This window comes from Saccharothrix variisporea, assembly GCF_003634995.1.
Taxonomy (GTDB): domain Bacteria; phylum Actinomycetota; class Actinomycetes; order Mycobacteriales; family Pseudonocardiaceae; genus Actinosynnema; species Actinosynnema variisporeum.
In genome coordinates, this window is record NZ_RBXR01000001.1 from 7,582,166 (window position 1) to 7,598,900 (window position 16,735).

At 71.6% G+C, this 16,735-nt stretch carries 15 protein-coding genes; 7 read left to right on the plus strand and 8 right to left on the minus strand.

What is annotated here, in order from left to right:
* Positions 1-11 precede the first annotated feature (11 nt).
* Positions 12-503 (plus strand): SRPBCC family protein, encoded by a 492-nt coding sequence (locus DFJ66_RS34720; RefSeq protein ID WP_121227674.1) that lies wholly within the window; start codon positions 12-14, stop codon positions 501-503.
* Complete coding sequence (locus tag DFJ66_RS34725) at positions 500-994, plus strand: hemerythrin domain-containing protein (protein WP_121227676.1); 495 nt, start codon at positions 500-502, stop codon at positions 992-994. Before DFJ66_RS34720 ends, DFJ66_RS34725 begins: the two co-directional genes overlap by 4 nt.
* Here the strand turns inward: DFJ66_RS34725 and DFJ66_RS34730 are convergent.
* Both DFJ66_RS34730 and DFJ66_RS34735 read right to left on the minus strand, forming a co-directional pair.
* A complete protein-coding gene (locus DFJ66_RS34730; RefSeq protein WP_121227678.1) occupies positions 964-2,838 on the minus strand; it encodes an ABC transporter ATP-binding protein in 1,875 nt (624 codons plus the stop codon). The two genes, DFJ66_RS34725 and DFJ66_RS34730, sit on opposite strands and share 31 nt — an antisense overlap.
* Before the next feature lie 34 nt (positions 2,839-2,872).
* Positions 2,873-4,075, minus strand: coding sequence for an FAD-dependent monooxygenase (locus DFJ66_RS34735; RefSeq protein ID WP_121227680.1), 1,203 nt, complete (start codon positions 4,073-4,075; stop codon positions 2,873-2,875).
* A 90-nt stretch (positions 4,076-4,165) separates the two neighbouring features.
* Between DFJ66_RS34735 and DFJ66_RS34740 the strand changes: the two genes are divergently transcribed.
* Positions 4,166-5,062 (plus strand): TetR/AcrR family transcriptional regulator C-terminal domain-containing protein, encoded by an 897-nt coding sequence (locus DFJ66_RS34740; protein WP_121227682.1) that lies wholly within the window; start codon positions 4,166-4,168, stop codon positions 5,060-5,062.
* A 27-nt stretch (positions 5,063-5,089) separates the two neighbouring features.
* Positions 5,090-5,989 (plus strand): proteasome assembly chaperone family protein, encoded by a 900-nt coding sequence (locus DFJ66_RS34745; RefSeq protein WP_121227685.1) that lies wholly within the window; start codon positions 5,090-5,092, stop codon positions 5,987-5,989.
* A 476-nt stretch (positions 5,990-6,465) separates the two neighbouring features.
* Here DFJ66_RS34745 and DFJ66_RS34750 read toward each other — a convergent pair whose 3' ends face one another.
* From DFJ66_RS34750 to DFJ66_RS34760, 3 genes are all read right to left on the minus strand, one after another.
* On the minus strand, positions 6,466-7,437 hold the full coding sequence (locus tag DFJ66_RS34750) for an MsnO8 family LLM class oxidoreductase (protein ID WP_121227687.1): 972 nt from the start codon (positions 7,435-7,437) through the stop codon (positions 6,466-6,468).
* A gap of 74 nt (positions 7,438-7,511) precedes the next feature.
* Positions 7,512-8,591, minus strand: coding sequence for an acyl-CoA dehydrogenase family protein (locus DFJ66_RS34755; RefSeq protein ID WP_121227689.1), 1,080 nt, complete (start codon positions 8,589-8,591; stop codon positions 7,512-7,514).
* Positions 8,592-8,598: 7 nt separating this feature from the next.
* Entirely contained in the window at positions 8,599-9,816 is a 1,218-nt protein-coding gene (locus DFJ66_RS34760) for a glycoside hydrolase family 16 protein (RefSeq protein ID WP_121227691.1), read from the minus strand.
* A 157-nt stretch (positions 9,817-9,973) separates the two neighbouring features.
* Between DFJ66_RS34760 and paaZ the strand changes: the two genes are divergently transcribed.
* Positions 9,974-12,001, plus strand: coding sequence for a phenylacetic acid degradation bifunctional protein PaaZ (gene paaZ / locus DFJ66_RS34765; RefSeq protein ID WP_121227693.1), 2,028 nt, complete (start codon positions 9,974-9,976; stop codon positions 11,999-12,001).
* A 1-nt stretch (position 12,002) separates the two neighbouring features.
* On the opposite strand, the gene DFJ66_RS34770 is transcribed toward paaZ, so the two are convergent.
* Positions 12,003-13,004 carry a Ca2+-dependent phosphoinositide-specific phospholipase C gene (locus tag DFJ66_RS34770; protein ID WP_121227695.1) on the minus strand — a complete coding sequence of 334 codons (1,002 nt, stop codon included), beginning with the start codon at positions 13,002-13,004 and terminating at the stop codon, positions 12,003-12,005.
* A 179-nt stretch (positions 13,005-13,183) separates the two neighbouring features.
* Here DFJ66_RS34770 and DFJ66_RS34775 point away from each other — a divergent pair, with 179 nt between their 5' ends.
* Complete coding sequence (locus DFJ66_RS34775; RefSeq protein WP_246030020.1) at positions 13,184-14,023, plus strand: aldo/keto reductase; 840 nt, start codon at positions 13,184-13,186, stop codon at positions 14,021-14,023.
* Positions 14,024-14,029: 6 nt separating this feature from the next.
* On the opposite strand, the gene DFJ66_RS34780 is transcribed toward DFJ66_RS34775, so the two are convergent.
* Positions 14,030-14,680, minus strand: coding sequence for an MOSC domain-containing protein (locus DFJ66_RS34780; protein WP_121232175.1), 651 nt, complete (start codon positions 14,678-14,680; stop codon positions 14,030-14,032).
* A gap of 121 nt (positions 14,681-14,801) precedes the next feature.
* Here DFJ66_RS34780 and DFJ66_RS34785 point away from each other — a divergent pair, with 121 nt between their 5' ends.
* Entirely contained in the window at positions 14,802-15,524 is a 723-nt protein-coding gene (locus DFJ66_RS34785; RefSeq protein ID WP_121227699.1) for a hypothetical protein, read from the plus strand.
* Positions 15,525-16,010: 486 nt separating this feature from the next.
* On the opposite strand, the gene DFJ66_RS34790 is transcribed toward DFJ66_RS34785, so the two are convergent.
* Positions 16,011-16,721 carry a peptidylprolyl isomerase gene (locus DFJ66_RS34790; RefSeq protein ID WP_121227701.1) on the minus strand — a complete coding sequence of 237 codons (711 nt, stop codon included), beginning with the start codon at positions 16,719-16,721 and terminating at the stop codon, positions 16,011-16,013.
* Positions 16,722-16,735 lie beyond the last annotated feature (14 nt).

Sequence of the window (16,735 nt, forward strand, 5' to 3'; positions counted from 1 at the left end):
GAGAGGACGGCATGACCCCGTTACCGACCGCCAAGCTGGTCCCCGCGCCCGAGGGTGTGGACCTGGTGGTGACCCGGAGGTTCCGCGCGCACGTCGAGGACGTGTGGGCGAGCGTCACCGAACCCGACCGCACCGCGCTCTGGTTCGGCCCCTGGGAGGGCGACGCCGCGCCGGGCCGCCGGATCAAGGTGCAGATGGCGTTCGAGGAGGGGCAGCCGTGGATGGAGGCCCACATCGACGCGTGCGCCGCGCCCCTGCGCCTGGCCGTGTCGACCATCGACGACTACGGCACCTGGCGGCTGGAGCTCCTGCTGTCCGAAGTGGACGGTGAGACCGAGCTGAAGCTGGTGCACCACCTGAAGAACACCGAGGGCATCGGCGAGATCGGCCCGGGGTGGGAGTACTACCTGGACATGCTGGTCGCCTCCCGCGCGGGGACGCCCAGGCCGACCTTCGACGACTACTACCCGGCCCAGAAGGCCTACTTCGAGGGCCTGGCGTGACCGACCGGCTCGTCGCGTTCGGCAACCAGCTCGTCCGGACCCACATCGCGCTGCGCGAGCAGCTGGCCGACCTGCGCGACGACCTCGACGCGTGGCTCGACGGCGACCGCCTGGTGGACCTGCGCGCGCACTGCCTGGCGTTCTGCGGCGCGATCACCTACCACCACACCGCCGAGGACGGCCGGGGCTTCCCGGTCCTCACCGCGCACCACCCGGAGTTGGCGCCGGTCGTCGAGGAGTTGGTTGCCGACCACCGGATCATCGTGGCCGGGCTGAACCGGCTCGCGGAGGTGCTGGAGAACCCCGACCCGGCCACCGTCGCGTCCGAAGTGGACACCGTGGCCGCGTTGCTGGAGACGCACTTCACCTACGAGGAGCGCAAGATCGTCGCCGCGCTCAACGCCCTGGACCCGGAAGACGCGCAGGCCGACGACCTGCGCGCCGCGACGACCCTGCCGGGTCAGGACACCGAGGCCTCCTCCGCGAACTGAGTGCGGTACAGCTCCTCGTACCGGCCGCCGGCGGCGAGGAGGTCGGCGTGCGTGCCGCGTTCCACGATCCGGCCGCCCTCCACCACCAGGATCAGGTCGGCGGCGCGGATCGTGGACAGGCGGTGCGCGATGACGACCGCCGTGCGGCCCTCCAACGCCTCCGCCAGTGCCGCCTGCACCGCCGCCTCCGACGTCGAGTCGAGGTGGGCGGTGGCCTCGTCCAGGATGACCACCCGCTGCCGGGCCAGCAGCAGCCGCGCGATGGTCAGGCGCTGGCGCTCGCCGCCGGACAGCCGGTAGCCGCGCTCGCCGACCACCGTGTCCAGGCCGTCCGGGAGGGATTCGACCAGGTCGGCCAGCCGTGCCCGGCGCAGCACGTCCCACACCTCCTCCTCGGTCGCCTCCGGTCGCGCGAGCAGCAGGTTCTCCCGGATCGACTCGTGGAACAGGTGGCCGTCCTGGGTCACCATGCCCAGGGTGTCCCGGATCGACGACAGCGACAGGTCACGAACGTCCACACCGGACAGTCGCACCGCACCCCGGTCCACGTCGTACAGGCGCGGCAGCAGCGAGGCGATGGTGGACTTGCCCGCGCCCGACGACCCGACCAGCGCCACCAGTTGCCCCGGTTCGGCGCGGAAGGACACGTCGTGCAGGACGTCCACCCCGCCGCGCGTGTCCAGCACGGCGACCTCCTCCAGCGACGCCAGGGACACCTTGTCCGCCGACGGGTAGGCGAACCCGACCCCGTCGAACTCGACCGACACCGGCCCGTCCGGCACGGTCCGCGCGTCCGGCTTCTCCTGGATCAGCGGCTTGAGGTCGAGCACCTCGAACACCCGCTCGAAGCTGACCAGCGCGCTCATCACCTCGACCCGCGCGCTGGCCAGGGCGGTCAGCGGCGCGTACAACCTGGTCAGCAGCAGGGCCAGCGCCACCACCGAACCGGGGTCCAGCTCACCGCGCAGCGCGTAGAACCCGCCCAGCCCGTAGACCAGCGCCAACGCCAGCGCGGACACCAGCGTGAGCGCGGTGAGGAACACCGTCTGCACCATCGCCGAGCGCACCCCGATGTCCCGCACCCGCCGCGCCCGCACCGCGAACTCCGCGGACTCCCGGGCGGGCTGCCCGAACAGCTTGACCAGCGTGGCGCCGGGCGCGGAGAACCGCTCGGTCATCTGCGTGCTCATGGTGGCGTTGTGGTTCGCGGCCTCGCGCTCCAGCCGGGCCAGGCGGGTGCCCATCCGGCGGGCCGGCAGCACGAACACCGGCAGGAGGATCAACGCTAGCAAGGTGATCTGCCACGACAGGCTGACCATCACCGCCAGCGTCAGGGCCAGCGTGACGATGTTGCCGACGACGCTGGACAACGTGTCGCTGAACGCCCGCTGCGCGCCGATGACGTCGTTGTTCAGCCGGGACACCAGCGCGCCGGTCCGCGTCCGCGTGAAGAACGCGACCGGCATGCGCTGGACGTGGTCGAACACGGTGGTCCGCAGGTCGAGGATCAGGTCCTCGCCGATGCTCGCCGACAGCCACCGGGAGAGCAGCCCCAGCCCTGCCTCCGCGACCGCGATGCCCGCGATGAGCACGGCCAGGCCCAGGACGACCTCGTAGGACGAGCCGTGCACGATCGCGTCCACGATCCGCCCGGCCAGCACGGGCGTCACGACCGCGAGCACCGCCACGACGACGCTGACCACGAGGTACTGCGTGAGCCGGGCCTGGTGGGGCCGGGCGAAGGACCAGATGCGCTTGAGGGTGGCCTTGGAGAACGGCTTCTTGTCGTTCTGCGCGTTGGTCATGTGGTACAGCGACATCCACGCGGTGACTTCCATGTCCATGCCGCCGAACGTAAGACCTGGAGTTGGGTGGAGGTCAAGGCATTTCGTGGACCCGCCGGTAGTCCGGCAGCGTCACGGTGTTCGCGATCTTCTGGAGGTCGCCGAAGATCTTGGTGCCGCCCGGGATGTGCGGGACGATCCGCAGGGTCAGGTCGCGCATGCGGATGAACATGCGGCTCTTGGGCAGCAGCCCGTCGACCCCGCCCAGCGCGAACTTCTGGCACTTGTCGACGTACTCCCGCATCCGCTCCTCGTAGCGGCGGAACGCCGTGGTGTGGTCGGGCGCGGTGGCCAGTTCGCCGGCCAGCAGGTACGCACCGACGAGCGCCATGCTGGTGCCGTTGCCCGCCAGCGGGGAGGCGCAGAAGGCGGCGTCGCCCAGCAGCGCGACCCGGCCGCGGGACCAGGAGTCCAGGCGGACCTGGCACAGGCGGTCGAAGTAGAAGTCGTCGGCGGTGTGCAGGTCTCGCAGCAGGCGGGGCACCTCCCAGCCGTCGTTGCGGTAGGTCTTGGTGATCAGGTCGCGTTGGAAGGCGTCGTCGCGGCGGTCGTGGGGGACGACCGGGGACTTGAACGTGAACATGGCCTTCGCGCGGCCGTCCGGGGTCGGGTAGATGCCCGCCGCGCGGCCGGGGACGGTGTGCATGAGCATCCAGCCGTCGAGGTCCTCGGTCTGGGTGGTGCTGAAGATCGCGGTGTAGGCGCCCATGTCGTGGGTGAACTGCTCCTCGGGCCCGAAGGTCAGCGAGCGGACCTTGGAGTGCAGGCCGTCCGCGCCGATGACCAGGTCGAACGTGCGCGGCGGGTGCTTTTCGAAGGTCACCTCGACGCCGGTCGCGGTCTCGGTCAGCGAGGTGATGGTGTCGTCGAAGAGGTATTCGACGTCGTTCCTCGTGTGGTCGTGGAGGATCCGGACCAGGTCGCCGCGCAGGATCTCGATCTCGGCGATGACGCCACCGGAGTCGCCCATCGTGTCGGCGGCCATGGTCGAGGTCCGCTTGCCCTCGGCGTTGACGAACGACATCCCGCGCGCCCCGGTGTGCGCCGCGCGGACCCGGTCCAGGACGCCCATGCGGGCCACGACCTCGCGGGCGGTGCCCCGGACGTCGACGGCCTGGCCGCCGGGGCGGGGCGCGGGGGCGCGCTCGACGACGGTCGGGGTGAGGCCGTGGTGGCGCAGCCAGTGGGCGAGCGCGGGGCCGGCGATGCTCGCTCCGGAGATCAGTACGGTGTTCATGCGTACAGCGTACATGGGTGCACTAGCAGGTCAATTGCTATTTGGTGCACTAGTGCACTAGGGTGGTGCACTAGTGCGGGAGGTTGGGTCGTGGTGTACGAACGGATCGCGGGCGAGATCAAGCAGCGCATCGCGCGGGGCGAGCTGAGGCCCGGTGACCGGGTGCCGTCCACGCGGGAGATCACCGCCCGGTGGGGTGTGGCGATGGCCACGGCCACCAAGGTGCTGGCTTCGTTGCGCGAGGAGGGGTTGGTGCACGCCGTGGCCGGCGTCGGCACGGTGGTCTCTTCCCCGACTCCTGTCAATCCGGCGGTGAAGGACGACCTCACGGCCGATGCGGTGGTCCGTGCCGCCTTGGCCATCGCCGACGCGGAAGGCTTGGGGGCGTTGTCGATGCGCCGGGTCGCGGCGGGGCTCGGCGTGGCGGCGATGTCGCTGTACCGGCACGTGCCCGGCAAGGACGAGCTGGTCCTGCGCATGATCGACAGCGTGTTCGTCGCGTCGCCGCCGCCCGAGGCGACCGGCGGCTGGCGGGAGCGGCTGGAGGCGGTGGCGCGGGTGCAGTGGGACATGTTCAGCCGCCACCCGTGGCTGGCCGGCGCGATCTCCATGACCCGGCCGACCGTGCTGCCCAACGCCGTCGCCCACACCGAGTGGATCATGCAGGCGCTGGACGGGCACGGCCTGTCGGTGGAGGAAGCGCTGCAGACGGCCGTGACCTTGTTCGGTTTCGTGCGGGGCATCGCGGTGAACCTCGAGCACGAGGCCGAGCAGCGCCAGCACACCGGCATCACCAACGACGAGTGGATGGACCGGCAGTCCGCGGCACTGGCGTCCCTGGCGTCGTCGGGGCGGTTCCCGATGTTCGCCCGCCTGCTGGGGACGGAGGTCGACATGGAGCTGCGGACGCTGTTCGAGTTCGGTCTGGCGCGGATGCTCGACGGGATCGGGGAATGGATCAGCGGGCGTCCGGCGTTGGACGGGTGAGTAGGACCCGAGTGAGGGAGGCACGAGGTGGCGCAGGACCCGGAGGAGCTGTTCGAGGTCGACTCCGACGTCCCGGACCTGAGCGGAGCGGTGCTGCTGCACCACTTCGACGGCTTCATGGACGCCGGCGGCGCGGGCACGGCGCTGGTCGAACACCTGCTGTCGGTGCACGAGCACCGCGTGGTCGCCCGCTTCGACGTAGACGACCTCATCGACTACCGGGCCAGGCGCCCGGTGATGACCTTCGACACCGACCGCTGGGAGTCCTACGCCAAGCCGGAGTTGGTGGTGTACCTGCTGCACGACGCGGTCGGCACCCCGTTCCTCCTGCTCACCGGCCCCGAACCGGACCGCCGGTGGGAGGGCGTCGTCGAGGCGGTGCGGGCCCTGATCGACCGGTGGGGCGTGCGCCTGGCGGTGAGCTTCCACGGCATCCCGATGGGCGTGCCGCACACGAGGAAGCTCGCGGTCATCTCCCACGCCACCCGGCCCGACCTGATCACCGAGAAGTCGCCGTTCAGCCGCGTCCAGGTGCCCGGGAACCTGGCGGCCCTGCTGGAGCTGCGCCTGGGCGAGTCCGGCCACGACGCCCTGGGCTTCGCCGCGTACGTGCCGCACTACCTGGCCCAGGGCACGTACCCCACGGCCGCGCTGAACCTGCTGGAGGCCGTGACCAAGTCCACGGGCTTGGTCATCCAGGCGGCGCAGCTGCACGAGTCGGCCCGGCGGACCGACGCCGAGATCGCACGGCAGGTGGCGGAGTCGGAGGAGGTCGCCCAGGTGGTGGCGGCGCTGGAGCGGCAGTACGACGCTTTCGCGGAGGCGTCGGAGAACCTGCTGGTAGCGTCGGACGAGCCGTTGCCGAGCGCGGACGAGCTGGGGGCGGAGTTCGAGCGGTTCTTGGCGGAGCAGCAGCGGGATCATTGAGGAAGTGCTGGTAGGGTGGGGTGTGGGCGCTGATCGGGCGGATCACCCGATCGTGTGACATGCAAGATCCGCGACTTTCCGCGGACTCGCGCGTCCCGTAGAAGGAAGCGGTCACCCGGGGCACGGCACCCCACACACCACCACCCCCGCCAAGCCCCACCCAGCCGACGCCCGCCGCCGCTCCCGCCCGCTGCCACCCCCGCCACGCTGGCCCGCCCGCCACGCTGGCCCGCCCGTCTGCCGCCGTCGCCACGCCCGCCTGCGCCCGGACCGACCGCGCCGCACCCCGCTGCCCGCCGCCGGACCGGCCTCGCCGCCGCCCGTGCCCCGCTGCCTGCCGCCGCCCGCACCCCGCTGCCTGCCGCTGCCCGCCCGCGCCCTCCGCCGCCGCCGCTGCGTGCCCGGGCCCTCCGCTGCTGCCCGCCCCGCTGCTGCGACCGCCCCACCCCCCTGCCGCGGACCGCCGCCGCCGGCCGTCAGGGGTGGGCCGGGAACAGGGTGGCCAGGTGGCGGTAGGAGGCGAGCAGGGCCGTTCGGTCGAAGGTGCTCGTCGTCACCAGCAGCTCGTCCGCCCCCGTCCGCGCCCGCAGTTCCTCCACGGCCTTCCGGACCTCGGTCGGCGTCCCGTACAGCTGCCCCCGCAAGGACTCCTCGAAGTACTGCCGCTCCCTCGGCCGCATCTCCGCGGCCAGGATCTCCTCCGGAGCGCGCAAAGCGGGAAACTCGCCGTGCGTCCGCGAGTACGCCATCGACCACGCCTCGGGCACCAACAAGCGCCACGCGTCCTCGGTGGTGTCGGCGACGGCCACGGCGGTCGACACGACCACGTACGGCGACGACGACCACGAAGAAGGTCGGAAAGTCGAGCGGTACGTCGAGATGGCCTCCAGCATCGCCTCCTCGCCGCGGAAAGCGCCGATCACCAGCGGCAGGCCGTGTGCCGCTGCCACCCCCGCGCCCGCGCCGGTCGCCAGCACGAAAGCCGGGACGTGCCGGCCGACCGCCGGGTAGGCCCGGACCCGGGCGGTGTCGGTGAAGTAGGACAGGAGTTCGTCCAGTTGGGCGTCGAAGTCGGTCGCGTCGGACTGGCCCAGCGCCCGCCGGACCGGTTGCGTGAAGCCCACCGACCGGCCCAGGCCCATGTCGATCCGGCCCGGGAACAGCGCGTCCAACACCCCGAACTGCTCGGCCACCACCAGCGGCCGGTGGTTGGGCAGCATCACCCCGCCCGTCCCCACCCGGATCCGCGTCGTCGCCCCGGCCACGGCCGCCGCCAGCACGGTCGGCGCGGAACCGGCCACCCCGGGCACCCCGTGGTGCTCCGACACCCAGAACCGGTGGTACCCCAGCGCCTCCACCGACCGCGCGAACTCCACGGTCTCCCGCAGCGCCTCGGCGTGACCGACCCCGGTCCGGGTGCGCGACCTGTCCAACACCGAAAGCTTCACGGAAGAGAACAACGCCAGAAACGCGAAGCGGATTCCGACAGGTCAACGTCACAGCACAAGGTCACAAACCAAGGTCACAGCCGTGAGGTGTCGGTGGCCACGCCCAACCGGACGGCCCCGTAAGTCTCGAACAACCGCCGCGACACCAACCCGTGCTGTGCCGCCACGTGCGCGTCCCGCAAGCACCGCTGCAAAGGCGAGTCGGCGAACACCCCACTACCCCCGCCCAAGTCGAACGCCAACCTGGTCACGGAAGCGGCCTCCGCGGCGGCGTGCGAGCAGGCCAGGCGCAACCTGGCCCGGTCGAGGTCGGAAGTAGGAGCACCGGACACGGCAGCAGCCCACCGCGCCGCCGTCTCGGTGTGCAGGAAAGCCCGTGCGGCGGACAACCTGGCCTCGGCCGAAGCCAGGTCGATCTGCGCGGACGCCTGCGAAGCCAGCACCGACGACGTGTACTGCGGCGTCTTCACCACCGCCAACGCCGCCGCCTCCTCGACCGCCCGCGCCGCGATCCCCAACCCGACCGCGGCAACCCCCAACGCCAGGAAGGCGATGAACGGGAACCGGGCCATCGGCGCATCGACGACGGCGGCAGCCGGCCACACCGCCCGACGCGCGGGCACGAACTCCTCGGACACCTCCCACTCGTGCGACGCAGTCGCCCGCAACCCGGCCGCGTCCCACGTGTCGTGCACGGTCACCGCCGACCGGGGGAACAGCACGAACCGCGGCCCGTCCGGCGTCACCGCACCACCAGCGACCCACGTGCACAACGGCACCGCACTGCCCCACCCCCACCGCCCGGTGACCCGGTACCCGCCCTCGACCGACGAGCCACGCCCCAGCGGCGCGGCGGTCCCGGCGACCACGGACGTGGGCGACCCGAACACCTCCGCAGCACCATCAGGCGGCAGGTACCACGCCAACGCCGAGGTCGCGCTGGTCGTCATGGCCGTCCACCCGGTGGACCCGTCCGCACGGGCCAGGTCCTCCACCGCCACCAGCCACGACGGCAGGTCCATCTCCCCTCCGCCGAGCGAGGCGGGCGCGAGCATGCGCGTCGCACCCGCCTCGACCAGTGCCGCGACCACCGCCGCGGTCAGCGCTCTGTCCCGTTCGGCGGTCGCGGCCTCGGCGCGGATCAGTTCATGCATCCACCGATCATGCCGCAACAGTCCACTTCTGGTTGGCACCGCCGGTGCACGTCCACAGCTGCAACCGGGTCCCGTTGGCGGAGGAGGCGTTCTGCGCGTCCAGGCACTTGTTCGCCTGGATGTTCACGATGTCGTTCGCCCCGCTCACGGCCCACTTCTGCGCCCCGGTCCCGTTGCAGTCCCACAACTGCACCAACGTCCCGTCCGCCGTGCCGCCGCCCGCCGCGTCCAGGCACTTGCCGAGGGCGCGGATCGTGCCGTCACCGGGACGCGTCCACTGCTGCGCGGCCGTGCCGTTGCAGTCCCACAGCTGGACCGCGGTGCCGTTCGCAGTCCCAGCACCGGCCACGTCCACGCACTTCCCGCCCACGCCGGTGATCCGCCCGCCGCCCGAAGAGTCCGAAGTGGACACCCGTACGTAGTCGATCACGAACTGCTGCGGGAACACCGTGGACGCGTCCGGGTAGCCCGGCCACTCGCCGCCGACCGCCAGGTTGAGGATGATGAAGAACGGCTTGTTGAACACCCACTGGTTGCCGCCCACGTCGGCGGGCGTGCGGCGCTGGTAGACGTACCCGTCCACGGACCACGCGATGCCCTGCGGCGTCCAGTCGATCGCGAAGGTGTGGAACCCGTCGGCGAAGTTCGGTCCGTTGTAGGCCATGCCGATGCCGCCGGCACCGGAGTACCCGGGGCCGTGGATGGTGCCGTAGACGGTGTTCTGCTGGTGCCCCAGGAACTCCATGATGTCGATCTCGCCGCTGTTGGGCCACCCGACCGACCCGATGTCCTGCCCCAGCATCCAGAACGCCGGCCACATGCCCTTGCCGCGCGGCATCTTCATGCGCGCCTCGACGCGGCCGTAGGTCGTGCTGAACTTGGCGGAGGTGTTGATCCGGGCGGAGGTGTAGAGGCAGCGGCCGTACCAGCAGTTGTAGTTGGCCGGGTTCTCCTTGCGGGCGGTGATGACGAGGTTGCCCGCGCCGTCGAGCGCCGCGTTGGACGCCGAGGTCGTGTAGTACTGGTGCTCGCGGTTGTTGCCGCCGTTGTCGCCGACCTCGGTGTTCCACTTGCTGCCGTCCACGCGGGTGCCCGCGGGGCCGTTGAACTCGTCGGCGAACGTCACCGCGAGGGGCGTCACGTCGGCCGGAGCGGCCGAAGCCGGGGGCGCGGCGAGCCCTCCCAGGGCCAGCGCGACCGCGCTGACCAGCACTCGTGTCCTCATCGACACTGATCCTCCTGTGGACAAAGGCGGCCTTTCGGTGCAGCGGCGTGGCCCGAAGTTACTGCATGACCTTTAATCAAGTCACGATGAAAGTACGGGCGCTTTACTGTCGCTAGGCCGGGACACCCACCGGCACCGACGAGGAGGTCGACACCCGATGGCCATGCTCCGCAGCTACGTGTCCGGTCGCTGGCACACGCCGTCCGCCGAGGGGGCGCCGCTGCACGACGCCGTGACCGGCGAGGAGATCACCCGCATCTCGTCCGCCGGCATCGACATGGCGGCGGCCCTGGACCACGGCCGCCGCGTCGGCGGTCCCGCGCTGCGCGAGCTGACCTTCCACCAGCGCGCGGCGCTGCTCAAGGCCCTCGCCTCCCACCTGCGCGAGCACCGCGACGAGCTCTACGCGCTGTCCGCCCGCTCCGGCGCGACCAGGACCGACTCGCTGATCGACGTCGACGGCGGCATCGGCGTGCTGTTCGGCTACGCGAGCAAGGCCAAGCGCGAGCTGCCCAACGACAAGGTCTTCGTGGACGGCAACGTCGAGCCGCTCAGCCGGGGCGGCACGTTCATGGGCCAGCACATCGCCACCCCGCTGCGGGGCGTGGCCGTGCAGATCAACGCCTTCAACTTCCCCATGTGGGGTCCGCTGGAGAAGTTCGCGCCCGCGTTCATCGCCGGCGTCCCGTCGCTGATCAAGCCCGCCTCGCAGACCGCGTACATCACCGAGAAGCTGGTCGAGCTGATGCTGGGCTCGGGCCTGCTGCCCGAGGGCGCGGTGCAGCTGGTCTGCGGCAGCGCCGGCGACCTGCTCGACCACCTCACCGAGCAGGACCTGGTGGGCTTCACCGGCTCCGCGTCCACCGCGCAGCACCTGCGCACGCACCCGTCCGTGATCCGGTCGTCGGTGCGGTTCAACGCCGAGGCCGACTCGTTGAACTGCTCGATCCTCGGACCGGACGCCGTGCCCGGGACGCCCGAGTTCGACCTGTTCGTCAAGCAGCTGGTCAGCGAGATGACCGTGAAGGCCGGCCAGAAGTGCACCGCGATCCGGCGCGCCCTGGTCCCCGCTCCGCTGCTGGACGCCGTGTCCGAGGCCGCCCGCGAGCGGCTGGCGAAGGTCGTGATCGGCAACCCGGCCAACGAGTCCGTGCGGATGGGTGCGTTGGCGGGTCTGGAGCAGCGGGAAGAGGTGCGGCGGTCGCTCAAGGCGTTGCTGGAGGCCGGTGACGTCGTGTACGGGTCGCTGGACCACGTGGACGTGGTCGACGCCGACGCTTCCCGGGGTGCCTTCCTGTCGCCGGTGCTGCTCAAGGCCGACCCGGACCGCGCCCAGCCGCACGAGGTCGAGGCGTTCGGGCCGGTGTCGACCCTGCTGCCCTACGACGGCGTGGAGCACGCCGTGGAGCTGGCCGCGCGCGGTGCGGGCAGCCTGGTCGGCTCGGTGGTGACGTACGACGCCGACTTCGCGCGGGACGTCGTGCTGGGTGTGGCCCCGTGGCACGGCCGCCTGCTGGTGCTGGACCGGGACGACGCCAAGGAGTCCACCGGCCACGGTTCCCCGCTGCCCGCTCTCGTGCACGGTGGTCCGGGTCGGGCCGGCGGTGGCGAGGAGATGGGCGGCATCCGGGGCGTCCTGCACCACATGCAGCGCACCGCCGTGCAGGCCAGCCCGCGCGTGCTGACCGCCGTCTCGGGCCGTTGGGTCGCGGGTGCCGAGCGCACCACCGAGGGCGAGCACCCGTTCCGGAAGTCGTTGGCGGAGCTGAAGATCGGCGACTCGGTGACCGCCGGCCCGCGCACGGTGACGCTGGAGGACATCGAGCACTTCGCCTCCTTCACCGGCGACACCTTCTACGCCCACATGGACGAGGAAGCGGCGGCGGCGAACCCGTTCTTCGGCGGGCGGGTCGCGCACGGGTACCTGGTGGTGTCGTTCGCGGCGGGCCTGTTCGTCTCGCCCGAGCCGGGGCCGGTGCTGGCCAACTACGGCCTGGAGAACCTCCGCTTCCTGACCCCGACCTTCCCGGGCGACGAGCTGACGGTGACCCTGACCGCGAAGCAGATCACGCCCCGCGAGGACCAGGAGTACGGCGAGGTCCGCTGGGACGCGGACCTCGTCAACCAGAAGGGTGAGTCGGTCGCCAAGTACGACGTGCTCACGTTGGTGGCCAAGACCCGGTGACTCAGACCGCGTAGCCCACGATCGCCGGGTCGACCCAGTCGCTGGACACGATGGTCGCGCCCTTGCCCGCGAGCAGCCGCACGCGGGCTTGGGCGTCGGCCACGGGCGGCGTGCGGGCGTCGATCGCGGGCGGCACCGCGTGGGCGTCGGTCATCACCACCAGGTAGTGGCCGCCCAGGTAGGAGTCGCCGGGGTAGCTCGCGTAGGCGGTCGCGCTGCCGTCGAACGCCACGAACCACCCCGCCCGGTTCCCGCCCCGGTCGCCGACGCGCGGGTCCGTCTGGGATGCCCCGTTGACGGCCGGGAACGCCATCGCCGAGGTGAGCGTGCCGTTGCCGTGCGCGGAGATCAGCCGGTCCGCGTACTCCAGGTCGGTGTCGTAGTTGTCGAAAGGGTTTTGCGCTTCGAAGGTGCCCACCTCGGCGAGGATCACGAACTTGCCGGTCAGGGCGGAACGGGACGGCCACGCCCCGGCGCGGGCGGCGGCGTCCAGGGTCGGGTGCGTGCCGATGAGCTGGGCGGGGCCGAAGACGGCGGTGGCGCCGAGGGTGCCGGCCACGACCCGGTCGAACTCGTCGGGCCCGTACCCGCCCCGGTCGTCGAAGCCGTTCTTGAACTCGACCTTGAGCACGATCGGCGGGTGGTCGGGGTTGCGGTCGTGCCACAGGCGGATGTTGCGCAGGCAGCCGGCGAGGTTCTGGTCGCGGGTGCCGGTGCGCAGCTCGGCGTAGGTGGTCGCGCGGGCGCAGTTGTTGGCGTTGCCCGGGTCGTGGCCGACCTGGAAGTCGCGGCTGAAGAGGAAGTTGGTCCAGACGTCGATCTCGACCAGGCCCGGCCGCTTGTCGAGCACGTCGACCAGGTAGGGCGCGGCCTGCCGGGTGTAGGCGTTGTGGACACCGACGGCGGTCCCGCCGGTCGCCGTGGCGGCCTGAGCGGTGCCGGTCTGGACCGTGCCGGCGAGCAGGGGCAGGAGCAGGGTCACTGCGGCGATCAGACGCTTCATCAGGGGCTCCTCGATCGTCTCGACCGCCGAGCCTAGGAACGTGAAGCATATTCGCGATGCCCGCCGGACGGGGGACCGTCGATTCATTCCGCGTATCGCTGTGCGCGAAACGAGGGAACACGCGCGCACTTCGTCGGGTTGGCGAGGGTGAACGTCACCTGACTAGAGGAGCGCCTGAGGTGTCCGAGACTTTCTCGCTCGGTGGGGACCTGACCGTCGACCGCCTGGGTTACGGGGCCATGCGGCTGACCGGCGAGGGCATCTGGGGGTACCCGGCCGACCGCGACAACGCGATCGCCGTGCTGCGCCGGGCCGTCGAGCTGGGCATCAACTTCATCGACACGGCCGACTCGTACGGCCCGCACGTCAACGAGGAGTTGATCAAGCAGGCGCTGCACCCGTACGCCGACGACCTGGTGATCGCCACCAAGGCGGGCCTGCTGCGCACCGGTCCCGGCGAGTGGCCGATCCTGGGCAAGCCCGCCTACCTGCGCGCCGCCGCCGAGGCGAGCCTGCGCCGGCTGGGCGTCGAGCGCATCGACCTGTTCCAGCTGCACCGCGTCGACCCCGACTACCCGCTGGAGGACCAGGTCGGCGAGCTGCGCAAGCTGCAGGAAGAGGGCAAGATCCGGCACATCGGCCTGTCCGAGGTCGACGTCGACCAGATCAAGGCGGCGCAGGCGGTCGCGCCGATCGTGAGCGTGCAGAACCTCTACAACCTGGCGAACCGGCAGCACGAGGCCGTCCTGGACTACACCACCGAGCAGGGCATCGCGTTCATCCCGTGGTTCCCGGTGGCCAGCGGCGACATCGCCCGCCCCGGCGGCGTCCTCGACTCGGCCGCCCAGGACCACGGCGCCACCCCGGCGCAGCTGGCGCTGGCGTGGCTGCTGCGCCGGGCGCCCAACGTCCTGCCGATCCCCGGCACGTCGTCGATCGCGCACCTGGAGGAGAACACCGCCGCCCGGTCGATCGAGCTGACCGAGGAGGAGTTCGAGAAGCTGTCCGCGCTGGCGTGACGCGGTCTAGGTCGGGTTGGTCGCCAAGTGGCGCTCGACCCGGTTGCGCAGGTTCTCCGGGAAGTGCTCGCCCGCGTCGAGCAGCCGGGGCAGCAGCTCCGGTTCCAGCGTGACCGCGCGGAAGGCGAGCCCGATCGTGACGCCGTGGTCGGGGCGGTCCACCAGCACCGCCTCGTCCCCGGCGGCGATCGCGCCCGGTTCGAGGACGCGGAAGTACGCGCCCGGGGTGGCCTTGGCGGTGAAAGTCTTCACCCAGCCCTGCTGCTCCATCACGCGGGCGAACGTCGAGCACGGGATGCGCGGGGTCGTGACCTGCAGCAACGCCGTGCCGATGCGCCAGCGCTCGCCGAGGACCGCGTTCGTCAGGTCCATGCCGACCGTGGTCAGGTTCTCGCCGAACAGGCCGGGCGCGAGGTCGCGGTTCAGCTCGGCGGACCACTCGTCCAGGTCTTCGCGGGCGTAGGCGTAGACGGCCTTGAGGTCGCCGCCGTGGTTCTTGGTGTCCGCGACGAAGTCCCCCTCGACGCCGCTGCCGCTGTCGGGTGCGTGGACGTGCACCGCTCCGTCGACGGGCCGCTTGGCGATACCGGTGTGGTCGAGGGTGGCGGCGTCGAAGTCCATGCGGGTGCCGGTGTTGACCGAGAGCACGTGGGGCATGGTCGTCACGGTAATCGAAGGACTTCGGGGTTCCGCAGATCGGTGCTCTTCCCCGGTTCCCGCGCGGGGGCGGGGGTGGGTGCGCAAGGATGGTGGGCGTTCACCGTTTCGTGGGGGAGTCATGCGCAAGTCCCTGGTGCCGTTGCTGCTGTGCCTGGTGCTGTCGGCGGGGTGCACGACCAGGACAGCACTGCCGTCCCCGACCCTCGGCCCGGCGGCACCCGACGCGGTGACCCTGGTCCGCTCGCTGGTCGACCGGTCGGCCGAACAGGGCACCGTGCGCTTCGAGTCGTCGACCACCATGTCCAGCCGCCGCGTCCACCAGTCCGGCGACCTGGTCCGCGCGCACGACGCCCGGTTGCTGAACCTGCGCGAGGACGCCGTGGACGTGGTGGTCGTCGCGGACGCCGGCTACACGCGCTCGTCGGGCGGCGACTGGACCCGGCTGAACCGGACAGATCGGACACCCGTGAAGTCGGGTGCGTCGGTGGAGACGTTGGCCGACGAGGTGGACCCGCGGTCGGTGGTGGCGTCCCTGCGGGGGGCGTTGCTGGTGGAGACGCGGGAGGACACGGTCGACGGCGTCGCCGCGCGGCGGTACACGCTGCTGGTGGACTTGCGCGTGCAGGCGGAACAGACCACCGACCCGACCCGGCGGACGCAGCTGATGGCGGCCTACGAGGCCGGCTTCACCGCGACGGCGACGGTGTGGGTCGGGCCGGGGGACCTGCCGATGCGGGTCGAGCAGACGATGAAGACGCTGGAAGACAAGCCCTTCCAGCAAACCACGCACACCTTCACGGACTGGAACGCCGACCTCCGCGTCACCGCGCCGACCTCGTGACCCGTGCTCCGGCGACTGGGCGGGCGTCGGAGCGGGGGCGGGGGGCGGGGAGCGGCGGCCGACGACGGCGGCGGTTCGGCTCGGGTCGGTTCGGTTCGGTCGGGCGCGGTGCGGGCGCGCGGTGGCTCGACCGGGCGCGGCGGGGCGGTGCGGGGTGCGGCGGCGAGGGGCGGACGCGGCGGCTCGGCGGGTGCGGCGGGGCGATGCGCGGCGTGGTTGGGCGGCAGGGTGGTGCGGCGATGCCCGGCGCGGTGGGTCAGTGCGGGGCGGCTCGGCGGGGCGGGCTCGGTGGCGAGCGGGTGCGGCGAGGGCGGGGCGGGCTAGGTGTGCGGCGGCTCGGTGGGGTGTTGGGTGGGGACGTGGCCGTGGTCCCGCGTTCCCTTCGTTTTACGGGACGCGTGAGAGGCCCGGAGGTCGCGGATCCTGTATGTCGCCCGATCGGGTGATCATCTCAGGGCCCCGCCCCCGGGCACTCTACCAGCGGTTTCAGCAGGTTCGCTGGGCCCTGTGGATGGTCACCGGGGTTGCCGGGCTGCCGTCCACCGGAGCGGGGTTGTCGGGGGTCGGGGCGATGCCGGCTGCCGCGATGCGGTCCAGGGTGGCCAGGCCCGTTTCGTCGGTTCGGCCGAAGATCGTGTAGTTGGGGCGCAGCACCGAGTCGCTCGTCACCAGGAAGAACTGGCTGCCGTTGGTGTCGGGCCCGGCGTTGGCCATCGCCAGGGTGCCGCGCGGGTAGATCCTGCGTTGGCCGGTCGGGTCGGTCGGGGCCGGCTGGAGGTTGGTGGGGAGTTCGTCCTTGTACTTGTAGCCGGGGCCGCGCTCGCCGGTGCCGGTCGGGTCGCCGCACTGGAGGACCTTGAGGGTCGGGTACGCGGTCAGGCGGTGGCAGATCGTGTCGTCGTAGAACTTGTGGCGCGCCAAGTGCAGGAAGCTCTGGACGGTGCAGGGGGCCGCGGCCCTGGTGAGGGTCAGCGGGATCGGGCCTTGGGAGGTGTGGAGGACCACCTCGGCCGTGCCGTGGGACGGGGTGTGGCGCGGGTCCGGGGGGAGTTTCACCGGGCGGGCCGCCGGGTCGTCCGGGGTCGCGGTGTAGGCGCAAGGGCCGTGGGTGACGTCCGGGGCGGGGGAAGCCGCGGCGTCGACGGCGAGAGAGCTCAACAGAACAGCGGTGAGAGCTGCGGTCAGTGAGGTGCGCATGAGGGACAGGTCTA